Origin of the sequence: Corynebacterium pacaense (assembly GCF_900169525.1) — a bacterium.
Classification (GTDB): Bacteria; Actinomycetota; Actinomycetes; order Mycobacteriales; family Mycobacteriaceae; genus Corynebacterium; species Corynebacterium pacaense.
This window is the reverse complement of record NZ_LT821240.1, coordinates 1065355-1077214: the sequence shown is the minus strand read 5'-3', so window position 1 is coordinate 1077214 and position 11860 is coordinate 1065355. Positions and strand designations below refer to the sequence as shown.

The following is an 11860-nucleotide window of genomic DNA, read 5'->3' as shown; positions in this document are numbered from 1 at the left end:
TTAGCTTCACTAAATAGTTCTGAAGACCGTAGTTTCTGAGACATGGGTGATGTGGTGCACATCATCAAGGCTTGAATCCATCAAGCAGGCCACTACACAAACTCTGTGAGCATCCCTTAGGAGGGACCGTGAACAATATGACAATCACAGGAACCGGCGCTGGTGTCGGCGCCATCACCGGACAGTCGGAGAGGAAGGTCACGGCGGGCCAGTTGCGGTCGCTTCGTGCCGCTGTCGCGGGAAACATCCTGGAATGGTTCGACTGGACGCTTTACGCCATCTTCTCCACGTACATTGCCGCCCACTTCTTCGATAAATCCGATTCCTCATCCGCATTGCTCGCCACCCTCGCCGTGTTCGCGGTCGGTTTTATCGCGCGGCCCGTGGGCGGCATAGTTTTCGGACGACTCGCTGACCGCGCAGGGCGCAAGTTCGTCCTCGTATTCACCATCTCGATCATGTCGGTTTCCAGCCTCGCGCTTGCGATCGCTCCAGGATACGAAAAGATAGGCGTATGGTCATCCGTCATTCTGGTGGTCCTGCGTTTGATTCAGGGGCTCGCACACGGAGGTGAGTCCGGAGTCTCCTACACCTATGTTTCCGAAATTGCGCCACCGCAGCGACGCGGACTGTGGTCAAGCTCGGTGTTCTTTGCAGTCACACTCGGAGTAATGCTCGCCACCGCCGTGGGAGCGATCGCGAATCTCATGCTCGATGACTCCGCCATGACTTCCTGGGGATGGAGGCTTGCCTTCGTGCTCGGCGCGGTACTTGGGCTGGGAGTGCTCTATCTGCGCCGCGCTGCCGAGGAGAGCAACGAATTCACTGAACAGGAAGACGAGGAAGAAACCCCGATTCCCGCCTCTCTTGTGGTGAAGTCCGGGCTTTTGACAATCATGCTCGCGTGCGGGCACAACTGCGCATACTATATCTGGGCGACGTTCGCAGCCTCCTTCGCCATTTCCGCGCGTGGAATGGATCCGCAGAGCGCGTTTCTCGCCAGTCTTCTCGCCCAGGGCGTTGCCCTGATCATGCTGCCACTATGGGGACATGTGTCCGACCGGGTGGGACGAAGGCCGATGATCATCGCGATGGGGTTTGCCGCCATCGTCTGCTACTACCCAGTTTCACTCCTGATCACCGATGAGCCGTGGACACTGTTTATTGCACAGGCAGCCGGAATGTCGATCTGGGCGATGGGCGCGGGAATGTACCCGGCCTTCTCCTCAGAGCTGTTCCCCACCAAGATTCGTGCGACAAGCGTCGCCTTCGCAACCTCCGTCTCCGTCGCTCTCTTCGGAGGAACCGCACCCTACCTCATGACATGGTTTAACCAGCATGACATGGAATGGGCATTCTTTGTCTGGGTTGGGCTGCTGTCCTCTCTCGCCATCGTCGGAGGGCTGATGGTCAGGGAGACGAAGGGCGCCGATCTCAGTGCAGTGCAAAGCCCCTTCCGCATCGGTGCGAGGAAGGAATCATGACCTGGACGATCGACTACCCGCGGCGTATCGCCGAACGCCGGCCTGAGGGACATGCTCCGCGTGCGCCCCGGTGGACGCTGGGATTCGATCAGCCGACATCGTTGGTCACCTCAGACTATCTGGCACTGCAGGTCGAGGACATGAGCGATCCGGCAGTGGGGAAATTCGTCGAGCTGGCGGGGAAATCCCGCGGAAGGGGGACCGACCATGGTCCTCAGGCGCACGAAATGCTCACATACCGGGATAGTCTCGGAATGACCAACCTCATCGCACTCGGCTACTGGCTGGACGCCACCGAGCATGCGCGGTGGCTTCAGTCGGCGGCTCTACCGAGGTGGTTTGACGCCCTTGATCCGGCAACTGTCACATGCGGGGCATGGCACGAGGTTGTTCAGGTACCACTGGATCGGATGGAGACGGTCTACTCGGATCCGGACCGACCTTTCGGGATGGCGGCGTGCGAGGGGACACGCAGGGTCCCGACAACCACGAACGGCTATTATGGTGCGGCTCGTGACCGATTTCCGGTATCGGCGATCGATCGGCTCGAGGCCCCGGGATCTCACCGACAGCGGAATGCTCCACCAAACACCCTGGGGCGCCGCCTCCGTGCCGAGGTCGGGCTCAACGCCATCGTGATTCGCTCAGGCCAGTACTGGCAGGAGTCGGACAGTGAACAACGAGAGGACTATGAGCAGGAGCTGCAGCCCAAGCTCATGGCCGGGATGGGTTACCTGAAGGAACATGCCGGCCTGGAGGATGTCCTGTCGCTCCGCGTGATGACCAGCCTTGATGAGGAAACACTGGCACCACGGCGCGAGACCTCCGTCCTGGGACACTTCGCCAGGCTTGGGACACTGGAGAACTGGGCCGAGAGTCACGCCACACACGCCGCCATCTTCGAACATGCCATCCGCAAGAAGCAGGAATACGGCGATGCGCGTTCAGTGGTGACATGGCATGAAGTCTTCGCCCTGCAATCCAGCACCACCTATGAATACGTCAATTGCCACGGACAGACGGGGCTGTTGTCCTGCTCACCGGTCCTTCTGAGCGTGGAAAGGTGAATGCTGATCATGAATCCGGGAACCGCCTAACCCAATGTTCCAAGGAGAGGGCCGGAGGACAGGCCCCTCTTCACCGACATCCAACAAGCTCAAGGAGTACGTTCAATGACCACCGTCGCACTCGCTCAACTAGGATCCGTTGCCTTCGATCCGCAGGCCACGACCCAGAAAGCCGTGGACGCCATCGCCGGGGCCTCGGCATCGGGAGCAGAACTGATCATCTTCCCGGAAGCGTTTCTCGGTACCTATCCGAAAGGACTGACATTTGGCAGTCCCATCGGAAAGCGAACGGAGCAGGGGAGAGATGAATACCTCCGATATTGGAACGGCGCAGTTGAACTCGATGGACCCGAGCTTGCGGAAATCGCCGGCGCTGCAAGGGATCATTGTGTTTTTGTTGTAATCGGGGTGGTGGAACGGGTCAACCGCACCCTCTACTGCACTGCCGTCATGATCGATGGGCAGGGCCACCGTGTGGGGCACCACAGAAAGGTCATGCCCACCGGAGCGGAACGCCTCGTGTGGGGCTTCGGGGATGGTTCCACCCTGCCAGTGGTGCCGTCCCCGGCGGGGGCACTCGGCACCGTCATCTGCTGGGAGAACTATATGCCACTTCTCAGGTCCGCAATGTACAGCCAGGGAATAGAGATCTACTGTGCTCCCACTGCCGACGATCGCGACAGCTGGATCCCGAGCATGCGTCACATCGCCCTCGAGGGTCGCTGCTACGTGATCACCACCTGTCAGGTGATGTACCGCAGCGACTACCCCGATGACTACGACTGCGTCATTTCCACTGACCCGGGGGAACCCCTGATGCGCGGGGGAAGCGCCGTCATATCCCCCACCGGCGAAGTCATAGCCGGTCCCGTTTTTGATGAGGAATGCGTTATCTACGCCGAGGTGGACAGAGAGGAGATCATCCGGCAGAGCCTCGATTTTGATGTGTCGGGCCACTACGGTCGTCCCGACATCTTTTCGCTGCACCTCGATGACTCGCCTAAGAATCCCCTGGTGACTGCACCGAAGGAGGCGGATTGACTCGTGGCACCGGCAAAAATGCGTTGAGGGGACAGGCTGCTGGAGCAGGAGATCCAAACTGACGGGAGCCCACTCAGTGACGATGATTCCAGGGTTGGCGAAGAGGGGTGACCAGGGGCTCGCACCCAACCACGGTAACCCCGTTGACCTCGATTTTGATGAAAGAGTGCAACCGTCGGGAAGGCTTTCCGCGTCATAGTGGAGTGCACGGAAACCCCGTCGCCAGGAGTCGGCGGATCACCGTTTGACCTTCAAGGAAGGGGAACCGGAGGTGTGGGGCAGCTCCTGGTCGCTATCTGGCCACTACCTGTCGATGCCGGTTGCGGCGTTGTCGGTGACCACCTTCAGGGTCAGGGTATGTGCGACACCGTCCGGGCCCACCAGGGTGACCTCGCTGGTGCCCGCCTTCAGTGCCTTGATCCCGGGGTTGAACCTGGCACCGTTTCGCACCCCGCCGGCGACGAACTCCGCGACGCTGGGATCGGAGATCGTCGCGGTCCAGTCCGCGGACTCCGTAGCCGTGGCGGCATCGGTGGTGGTGGCGGTTTCCGTCGTCTCCGCACCAGCGGTGATGCTCAACGGCCGATCGAGGGAGATGGACACCGCGGAGACCTCGGCGAGATCATCGGCGGGGACAATGATGGGTCCCAGGGCCGATGCGGTGGCGGAGGTGGTCAGCACCTCGGAGGTCTCCGGGGCGGTGGAATCCTGCTGACTCGGAGGGGAGCAGGCGGAGAGCACGGTCGCGGTGAGGAGGAGCAGGGCTGCGGGCAGTCGTGTTTTCATGGTTCCAAGTCTAGCGGCCCCCATATGCGGCGCGGGCACTTAAGCAGGCACAATGGTGAACATGAGCCAGCATCCCCCGGAACCACACGAGGCAATGCACCCCGTTTCACCGAAACTGACCACGGCCAGGTACATCGGACGCCTGCCGTGGCTGGCGGTTCTCGCCATCGGATTCGCGGTTCCGGGGGTCCTGTTCAGTGTGTGGTTCCACATCGGTACGGCCGTGTTCGCGCTGCTGTTCATCTGGCAGCTGTGGCTGATTCCGCAGCAGGTGCGACGCCTCGGTTGGCTGGAGACATCCGATGAGCTGCTGATCACCAAGGGGAAGCTGTGGCACACCTTCACCGTGGTGCCCTATGGCCGGATACAGTTCGTCGACGTCACCGCCGGTCCCATCGAGCGGTGGCTGGGCATGAAGACCATCAACCTCCACACCGCCTCGGCCTCGAGCGACTCCACGGTCCAGGGGCTGCCCGCCGATCAGGCCGACGCCCTGCGCGAACGCCTCGCAGTCCAGGCCCGCGAGAGGATGAGCGGGCTGTGAGCCGGGAATACCGCCGGGTCCACCGGCTGACCCCGCTGCTTCGTTTCTGGACCCTCATCCTCGCCGTCATCGCAGCGGTGGCTGTCAATATCAACACCAGCACCTACGCGACGATCTGGGGCCTGGTCTCCGGTGAGGGCGGGGTGGCGGTGATTCCCGTGCTGCTCTCCCTGGGGGTCTTCGTGCTGGCGTGCGTACTGATCTGGCTGGTGTCGCAGATCTGGTGGAAGGCGATGGGCTTCCGCCTCACCGAGGAGGAGGTCGAGCTCAAGCACGGCGTCTTCAACACCCAGCTGCGCACCGCCCGCTACGACCGCATCCAGGCCGTCGACCTGGTGGAATCGGTCATCGCGCGGATCTTCCGCGTGGCCGCGGTGCGCGTGGAGACGGCCGGCGGCACCGGGTCGGTCATCGAGATCGCCTACCTGGGCAGGTCGGAGGCGGAGCAACTGCGCAGGGAGCTTATCGACGCCACCCACCGCCGCATCCCGCCCGCCGCAGCGGCGGCCGAGGGGGAGGCCGCAGCGGAGGCCGCAGCGGTGGCCGGGGGTACGGCCGCGGTGGGCGTCGAGAAGCAGCAGGTCGTGGTGCCCGAGATCCCCATCGCCCGCACCCTGGCGAGTGCGGCGCTGTCCCTGAGCACCGTGGTGCTGGTGATCTTCATCCTGATCGTCCTGCTCACCCCGCTGGGGGTGGCGTTCGTGATTCCGCTGATCGTCGGTTTCATCCCCGCTGTCTGGAACCTGGTGGACAAATCCTGGAAGTTCAGTGCGGTGCTGCAGCAGGACGTGCTCAACGTCTCCTACGGCCTGGCCGATCGCAGGCGCCAGTCGATCCCGCTCGACCGCATCCACGGAGTCACCCTCATCCAACCGCTGCTCTGGCGCAGGTTGGGGTGGTGGAGGGTCTCGGTGACCGTCGCCGGCTACGGTGTGGAAACCAAACAGGGCGGCACCACGAAGATTCTGCCGGTGGGATCGAGGGAGCTTGCACTGTCCCTGCTGGAGCTGGTGGGGCCGTTGACAGGGGGTGAGATCGAGCGGTCCGCGGATCCGGCGCGGATGAACCATCCCGGTTTCACGAGTCCGCCCGCGGCGCGCTGGGTCTCGCCGATCGACCGCACCAGGCAGGGCGTGACCCTGGTTGGCACGCACGCCGTCATCGTCCACTCGGGACGCTTCCATCCCCGCATGTCGGTCATTCACCCCTCCCACATCCAGGAGCTGACCCTGAGGCAGGGGCCGGTCCAGCGCAAGCTCGGCCTGTGCACCGTGAAATTCGATCTTGTTCCCGGTCCGGTGTCCATGAGCGGCGAGGATCTGAGCAGTGCGGACGGCCGGGAGCTGCTCACCGTGCTGCGCCGGCGCCACCTTCCGGCGCTCGTCTCCGCGCCGGAGACCTAGACTACGATTGCAGCCATGCACATTTCAGATCTTCCCGACAAGTCCCAGGACTATCTGAAGACGATCTGGGACATCACCGATCGTTCCGCCGGGAGGGCGGCGACGCTCGGTGAGATCGCGGAGATCCTGGGGCAAAAGACCCCCACCGCCTCCGAGGCCATCAAGCGCCTGGCCTCCCGTGACCTGGTCCACCACGAACGCTACGCCGGGGTGACCCTGACACCGACCGGTCGCGCGCTGGCCCTGGAGATGGTGCGCAGACACCGGCTGCTGGAGACCTTCCTCCACGATGTCCTCGGCTACACCTGGGATGAGGTGCACGAGGATGCGGACCTGCTCGAGCACGCCGCCTCGGACCGGCTGATCGCGCGTATCGACGCCCACCTCGGGCACCCCGACCGCGACCCCCACGGGGATCCGATCCCCACCGAGGAGGGGGTGATCGAGGATCTGGGCAACACCACCCTGGCCAGCGTCGAACCGGGGGTGAGCGTGTCCATCTCCCGCGTGCACGACACCGACCCCGAGCTGCTGCGTTACCTCGCGGGCCACGGCGTCACACCCGGTTCCCGGATCACCATCACCGACAAACCCCTCGCCGGGATGGTCACCGTCCTGATCGAGGACACCGGCGCCGTCTTCCCCCTTGCGGAGACCCAGCTGGTCCAGATCACCGTTCAGGTGCGGTGAGTGGCACCGGAGAATACCTCCGGGAGGATCATCTGCGGGCCATCCGCGAACACGAGCCCGAGCTGGGCGATGACGGCGAGGGTGAAAAGCAGCAGCAGCACCTTGTCCGCGGGGCCATTGGCGCGGATGCCGAGGCCGCCGGGCAGCTTCACCTTCCACCAGCGGCGTCCACCGATCGGCACCAGGGGGGCGAATAGCGGGATTCCGGCCCTGGTGGCCATGTCACCGAGCAGATGGGTCAGGCACCCCACCGTGACCGCCGAGCCCAGCACCGCTTCGAAGGAGCCGGCGGGGACCAGATACCAGGCGCCGCAGGCCAGGGCCGCGGCGACGGCGGTGACGATGATCCAGTCCGTGGACCCGGACCATTCCGGCAGGAGACCGCGGATGCCGAGGCCGAGGAGGAAGAACAGCAGTCCGATCGCCGCCGGCCTTCCATAGGCGCCGATCAGTGCGGTGGCGCCAGCCCCGGCGGCCAGTGCGCTCCACAGGGTGTGGGTGAAGGTGCGGTGTCCGTTGTTGCAGCGCGGATCCCTGCGCCCCCTGGTGGCGTTGACGATCGCCTGCGTTGTGTTCTCGGTGAAGCGTGAGATCGCACCGGTGAGCGGGCCGAAGGAACGCGACACCGTCGCCTGGGGGGAATCCAGATCGGGGAGCAGCGCGGCACCCGCAGTGAGGCCGGCGTAGATGATGACCCCGCCCGCGGTGTCCACCCCGCCCCACTGACCAGGGAGTATCTGCGCCACGGCCAGCCCGACCGCCGCGCCGCTCATCGCATGGGTGGGTCCCATCACCATAGGTCCGGCACATCCTTAAAGTAGATTCGAGGCAGCCTCAACTATCGCACATCGTCGAACTATTGTACTAATTCGGAGCCGGGGTTCAGAATTCCGCTCCGCGCCATCCAGCCCGGATCATCTAGCGTAGGCGGTATGGACACCGAGGACCTGAATTCAGCTCTGGCACTGGTACGAGGCGCCCGGCGCATCGAAGTGTTCACCGGGGCGGGCATGAGCGCGGAATCCGGACTGGAGACCTACCGCGATGAGCGAACCGGGGTGTGGTCCACCGTCGATCCCCGGGCGATGGCGAGCATCTCGGCCTGGGCCCGGGATCCGGAACCTATGTGGGCGTGGTACCGCTGGCGCGCCGGGATCGCCGCGCGGGCCGAACCCAACGCCGGTCACAGGGCGCTGGCGCACTGGGCCGATCGCGCCGACCTCCACATCACGACCCAGAACATCGATGATCTCCACGAACGGGCCGGTTCGGTGGATGTCACCCACCTCCACGGAAGTCTCTTCGACTACCGCTGCACCATCTGCTCGAAGCCGTGGCGCGATGACGGCAACTACCCTGCGGAGCCGGTGCCGGGGTTCGCCCCACCGGCTTGCCCACTGTGCGAGAACCCGGTCAGGCCCGGGGTGGTGTGGTTCGGCGAGAATCTCCCGCAGCGGGAATGGGAGATGGCCGAGGACGGCATGGGGGAGGCCGATCTGGTGCTCATCATCGGGACCTCCGGGGTGGTCCAGCCGGCGGCCTCGCTTCCGGAGATCGCCCACGCAGCGGGCACCCCGATCCTGGAGATCAGCCCTGCCCGGACGCAGCTGAGCCGCTTGGCGAGCTTCTCCTGGCGGGCCACCGCCGCGGGTGCGCTGCCGGCACTGGTCGTCGGCCTGGGGGTGTGAGCCTCCGCTATCCGGAGAACTCGTTGGGATTCGGGCCGCGGCGCTCATCGCGGTTGAGGGCGTCGATGGCGGCGATCTCCTCCGCGGCCAGCTCGAAGCCGAAGATGTCGATGTTCTCCGCGATCCGGGAGGGGGTGACCGACTTCGGAATGATGATCCTGCCCTCCTGCAGGTGCCAGCGCAGGACGATCTGGGCAGGTGTCACCCCGTGCTCCGCGGCGGCGCGGGTGATGGTTTCATCGCCGAGTACATCACCCTGTGCCAGCGGGCTCCATGCCTCGGTGGCGATCCCGTGCTTCCGGTTCGCCGCGGCCACCTCGAGGTTCTGGAATCTCGGATGGAGTTCAACCTGGTTGACGGCGGGTGTGACCCCGGTGTCGTCGATGATGCGCTCGAGATGTTCCGGCTGGAAGTTGGACACGCCGATGGACCTGGTCAGGCCCTCCTCGCGGAGTTCCACCAGGGAACGCCATGCGCGGAGGTAGGCGTCGGTGTCCGCCGGTGCGGGCCAGTGGATGAGATAAAGATCCACCTGCTCGAGTCCGAGCTTGTCCAGGCTGGTGCGCAGCGCCGCACCTGCGTTGTCCAGATCGGAGATCCACAGCTTGGTGGTGACATGGAGTTCACCGCGGGGGAGCCCCGACTCCGCGATCGCACGACCGACGCCGCCCTCATTGCCGTAGATGGCGGCGGTGTCGATGCTGCGGTATCCCGCCTCCAGTGCGGTGGACACCGCCGCGGTGGTGTCCTCGTCCGGAATCTGGAAGACCCCGAACCCGAGCTGCGGGATCGAGGTGCCGTCGTTGAGTGTGATTGAGGTGCCCAAGATGTGCCACTTCCTTATGAATCGATTGTGGTCGGTGAGGTTCCCGAAGGTACCACCGGTGGCCTTCCCGCGTCACCGGTTTTTTCACCTCCGGATTCAATCCGGGTCTGCGTCCGGCGTTTACACGCCTCCGGGGAAACCCAGCTGCCGCCAGGCCTCATAGGTGGCCACGGCCGCGGAGTTGGACAGGTTCATCGAGCGGCGCCCCGGCAGCATGGGGATGCGCAGCTCCCGGGTGATCCTTCGATGCCGGAGATGGCCGGCGGGCAGACCGGTGGGCTCGGTGCCGAAGAGGAGGGCGTCGCCCTCCTCGAAGGCGGTGTCCGCGTACCAGGTTGTGGCCTGTGTGGTGAACGCGAAGATGCGGGAGGGAAGCGTCGAGAAGCAGTCGTCGATGGTGGCGTGGACGCTGACCTCCGCCAGATCGTGATAGTCCAGGCCGGCGCGGCGCAGGTGCTTCTCGCTCAGGTCGAAGCCGAGGGGTTCGACCAGGTGCAGGTGGGCGCCGGTGCCGGCGCACATTCGGATGGCGTTCCCGGTGTTCGGTGGGATGACGGGATTATCGAAAACCACGTGCAGGGGAGGCGTTGACATGGGAAAGAGTCTAGAGCGTGGAATAATGGCGGAGGTGACTGCTATCAAACTTGACGGAAACCTGTACCGTGATGAGATTTTCACCGATCTCGCCACCCGCGTTGCCGCGCTGAGGGATCAGGGGATCGTCCCCGGTCTGGCCACCGTGCTCGTCGGCGATGATCCGGCGAGCTATTCCTATGTGAAGATGAAGCACCGTGACTGCGAGCAGATCGGGGTCAACTCCATCCGCCGCGACCTGCCCGCGGATATCAGCCAGGACGAGCTCTTCGCGGTCATCGACGAACTCAACGCCGATGAAGCCTGCACCGGATACATCGTCCAGCTCCCGCTGCCCCGGCACCTGGATGAGAACGCGGTTCTCGAACGCATCGATCCGGCGAAGGATGCCGATGGTCTGCACCCGGTGAACCTTGGCAAACTGGTGCTCAATGAGCCCGCCCCGCTGCCCTGCACGCCCAACGGCTCGATCCACCTGCTCCGCCGTTTCGGGGTTGAACTCGACGGTGCGAAGGTGGTGGTCATCGGTCGGGGGGTCACCGTCGGGCGCCCGATCGGACTCATGCTCACCCGGCGCTCGGAAAACTCCACCGTCACCCTCTGCCACACCGGTACCCGCGATCTCGCCGCGGAGACCCGGCGTGCCGATGTGATCATCGCCGCCGCGGGAAAGGCGCACATGCTCACCGCCGACATGGTCAAGCCCGGTGCCGCCGTGCTCGATGTCGGGGTCTCCCGTCTCGATGGCAAATTAGCCGGTGATGTGCACCCCGATGTCTGGGAGGTCGCCGGTGCGGTGTCCCCCAATCCCGGGGGCGTCGGTCCGCTCACCCGAGCCTTCCTCGTGCGCAACGTCGTCGAGCGTGCGGAAAAGCTCGCGGGTGCGTAGCCGCAGATGAAAACTCCCGGTCAGGTGGTCCCGGCCACACGAGCGATGCTCGACAACCCCCACGACGCCCGTCTGGCACCCTCGCGGCTGCCGCGGGGGGTGCAGCGGGCCGGTGTGCTCCTCTTTGTCCTCGGCATCATCGTGGCGGCCGGCTTCCTGGTCACCGAGCACTGGCGCCGGGCCACTTTCACACTCGGCGCGGCGATGATCTTCCTCTCTGTGCTGCGCCTTCTCTGCGATTCCCGGATCACGGGACTGCTTGCGGTCCGTTCGCGCCGCTTCGATGCGGCCTTCACCGGAGTCCTCGGGGCCGCGATGATGTTCCTGGCGCTATCCGTTGACTCCCTGGGCAGCTGAAACGCTGATGCTGCCATCGGGGGAGAAGGTGGCGATCCATCCCTGACCACCACGGTCGACCTCCATGCCCCATGCGGCGTTGGCCGCGGGTTCACCGATGATGCGCAGACGGCAGTCAGCGTCGATGTGCTCGTTGGTGGGAACCTCGTTGAGCATTTCATTGACAGCCGTCTGCTGCGCGAGGTTGAGGTCCGTCACGGTGATTCCCGTGGTGGTGATTCTTAGGCGCTGCTCCTCGGAGAGCAGGCCGAGGAAGAAGCGCCCCACGGCCGCGTTGCTGGCGGAGATGCTCGGGGTCCCGGTCGATTTCACCGAGGTCATGGATGCCGCGACGTTTTCCGTCTGCGTCGTCGGTCCCGTGGAGCAGCCGGAGAGTCCACCCGCCACGGCGGCGAATGCCAGTCCGGCAAAAACACGGAGGTGCTGGTTCATGTCCCTCAATCTAAGCCCCCGCATTGAAATGGAGCCGGGAGTTTCCTGTGAAGAAAGGG

14 protein-coding genes are annotated in these 11860 nt (G+C 64.5%); 9 read left to right on the top strand and 5 right to left on the bottom strand.

Features of this window, described 5'->3' with window-relative positions; all coding sequences use genetic code 11:
• Positions 1 to 137: 137 nt before the first annotated feature.
• From B7E02_RS12000 to B7E02_RS11990, 3 genes are all read left to right on the top strand, one after another.
• Positions 138 to 1484: an MFS transporter gene (locus B7E02_RS12000; RefSeq protein WP_080796377.1), complete on the top strand. Its 1347-nt coding sequence runs from the start codon at positions 138 to 140 to the stop codon at positions 1482 to 1484.
• Positions 1481 to 2551: a phenylacetaldoxime dehydratase family protein gene (locus B7E02_RS11995; protein WP_080796375.1), complete on the top strand. Its 1071-nt coding sequence runs from the start codon at positions 1481 to 1483 to the stop codon at positions 2549 to 2551. The genes B7E02_RS12000 and B7E02_RS11995 overlap by 4 nt, the downstream gene beginning before the upstream one ends.
• Before the next feature lie 105 nt (positions 2552 to 2656).
• Positions 2657 to 3592 carry a carbon-nitrogen hydrolase family protein gene (locus tag B7E02_RS11990; protein ID WP_080796371.1) on the top strand — a complete coding sequence of 312 codons (936 nt, stop codon included), beginning with the start codon at positions 2657 to 2659 and terminating at the stop codon, positions 3590 to 3592.
• A 303-nt stretch (positions 3593 to 3895) separates the two neighbouring features.
• On the opposite strand, the gene B7E02_RS11985 is transcribed toward B7E02_RS11990, so the two are convergent.
• Positions 3896 to 4378, bottom strand: a complete 483-nt coding sequence (locus tag B7E02_RS11985) for a hypothetical protein (protein ID WP_080796369.1) — start codon at positions 4376 to 4378, stop codon at positions 3896 to 3898.
• A 94-nt stretch (positions 4379 to 4472) separates the two neighbouring features.
• On the opposite strand from B7E02_RS11985, the gene B7E02_RS11980 reads away from it, so the two are divergent.
• Genes B7E02_RS11980 through B7E02_RS14130 form a run of 3 tightly spaced genes read left to right on the top strand, consistent with a single transcriptional unit; the run spans position 4473 to position 7015 of the window.
• Positions 4473 to 4922, top strand: coding sequence for a PH domain-containing protein (locus tag B7E02_RS11980; protein ID WP_080796367.1), 450 nt, complete (start codon positions 4473 to 4475; stop codon positions 4920 to 4922).
• Positions 4919 to 6325, top strand: a complete 1407-nt coding sequence (locus B7E02_RS14135) for a PH domain-containing protein (protein WP_143336751.1) — start codon at positions 4919 to 4921, stop codon at positions 6323 to 6325. The genes B7E02_RS11980 and B7E02_RS14135 overlap by 4 nt, the downstream gene beginning before the upstream one ends.
• Positions 6326 to 6340: 15 nt before the next feature.
• Complete coding sequence (locus B7E02_RS14130) at positions 6341 to 7015, top strand: metal-dependent transcriptional regulator (protein ID WP_143336750.1); 675 nt, start codon at positions 6341 to 6343, stop codon at positions 7013 to 7015.
• On the opposite strand, the gene B7E02_RS11970 is transcribed toward B7E02_RS14130, so the two are convergent.
• Positions 7003 to 7812 carry a metal-dependent hydrolase gene (locus B7E02_RS11970; protein ID WP_080796365.1) on the bottom strand — a complete coding sequence of 270 codons (810 nt, stop codon included), beginning with the start codon at positions 7810 to 7812 and terminating at the stop codon, positions 7003 to 7005. The genes B7E02_RS14130 and B7E02_RS11970 overlap by 13 nt on opposite strands.
• Positions 7813 to 7947: 135 nt before the next feature.
• Here B7E02_RS11970 and B7E02_RS11965 point away from each other — a divergent pair, with 135 nt between their 5' ends.
• Positions 7948 to 8703, top strand: a complete 756-nt coding sequence (locus tag B7E02_RS11965; protein WP_080796363.1) for an NAD-dependent deacylase — start codon at positions 7948 to 7950, stop codon at positions 8701 to 8703.
• A 7-nt stretch (positions 8704 to 8710) separates the two neighbouring features.
• Here the strand turns inward: B7E02_RS11965 and B7E02_RS11960 are convergent, their stop codons facing one another.
• Together B7E02_RS11960 and B7E02_RS11955 are read right to left on the bottom strand one after the other, a co-directional pair.
• Positions 8711 to 9529, bottom strand: a complete 819-nt coding sequence (locus B7E02_RS11960) for an aldo/keto reductase (RefSeq protein WP_425429799.1) — start codon at positions 9527 to 9529, stop codon at positions 8711 to 8713.
• Between the two features lie 120 nt (positions 9530 to 9649).
• A complete protein-coding gene (locus B7E02_RS11955) occupies positions 9650 to 10123 on the bottom strand; it encodes a tRNA (cytidine(34)-2'-O)-methyltransferase (protein WP_080796359.1) in 474 nt (157 codons plus the stop codon).
• A 34-nt stretch (positions 10124 to 10157) separates the two neighbouring features.
• On the opposite strand from B7E02_RS11955, the gene B7E02_RS11950 reads away from it, so the two are divergent.
• The gene (locus tag B7E02_RS11950; protein WP_080796926.1) at positions 10158 to 11012 is read left to right on the top strand and encodes a bifunctional methylenetetrahydrofolate dehydrogenase/methenyltetrahydrofolate cyclohydrolase; all 855 of its coding nucleotides are present in this window, start codon (positions 10158 to 10160) and stop codon (positions 11010 to 11012) included.
• A 6-nt stretch (positions 11013 to 11018) separates the two neighbouring features.
• Positions 11019 to 11369 (top strand): DUF3017 domain-containing protein, encoded by a 351-nt coding sequence (locus tag B7E02_RS11945; protein ID WP_080796358.1) that lies wholly within the window; start codon positions 11019 to 11021, stop codon positions 11367 to 11369.
• Here B7E02_RS11945 and B7E02_RS11940 read toward each other — a convergent pair.
• Entirely contained in the window at positions 11343 to 11801 is a 459-nt protein-coding gene (locus B7E02_RS11940; protein ID WP_080796356.1) for a hypothetical protein, read from the bottom strand. The two genes, B7E02_RS11945 and B7E02_RS11940, sit on opposite strands and share 27 nt — an antisense overlap.
• Between the last annotated feature and the right edge of the window lie 59 nt (positions 11802 to 11860).

Excerpts from the sequence above, each read along its gene's own strand:
- B7E02_RS11990 (WP_080796371.1), top strand. The coding sequence starts at position 2,657 with ATGACCACCGTCGCACTCGCTCAACTAGGATCCGTTGCCTTCGATCCG.
- B7E02_RS11965 (WP_080796363.1), top strand. The coding sequence starts at position 7,948 with ATGGACACCGAGGACCTGAATTCAGCTCTGGCACTGGTACGAGGCGCC.
- B7E02_RS11995 (WP_080796375.1), top strand. The coding sequence starts at position 1,481 with ATGACCTGGACGATCGACTACCCGCGGCGTATCGCCGAACGCCGGCCT.
- B7E02_RS11940 (WP_080796356.1), bottom strand. The coding sequence starts at position 11,801 with ATGAACCAGCACCTCCGTGTTTTTGCCGGACTGGCATTCGCCGCCGTG.
- B7E02_RS12000 (WP_080796377.1), top strand. The coding sequence starts at position 138 with ATGACAATCACAGGAACCGGCGCTGGTGTCGGCGCCATCACCGGACAG.
- B7E02_RS11980 (WP_080796367.1), top strand. The coding sequence starts at position 4,473 with ATGCACCCCGTTTCACCGAAACTGACCACGGCCAGGTACATCGGACGC.
- B7E02_RS11985 (WP_080796369.1), bottom strand. The coding sequence starts at position 4,378 with ATGAAAACACGACTGCCCGCAGCCCTGCTCCTCCTCACCGCGACCGTG.
- B7E02_RS14130 (WP_143336750.1), top strand. The coding sequence starts at position 6,341 with ATGCACATTTCAGATCTTCCCGACAAGTCCCAGGACTATCTGAAGACG.
- B7E02_RS11970 (WP_080796365.1), bottom strand. The coding sequence starts at position 7,812 with ATGGTGATGGGACCCACCCATGCGATGAGCGGCGCGGCGGTCGGGCTG.
- B7E02_RS11945 (WP_080796358.1), top strand. The coding sequence starts at position 11,019 with ATGAAAACTCCCGGTCAGGTGGTCCCGGCCACACGAGCGATGCTCGAC.
- B7E02_RS11955 (WP_080796359.1), bottom strand. The coding sequence starts at position 10,123 with ATGTCAACGCCTCCCCTGCACGTGGTTTTCGATAATCCCGTCATCCCA.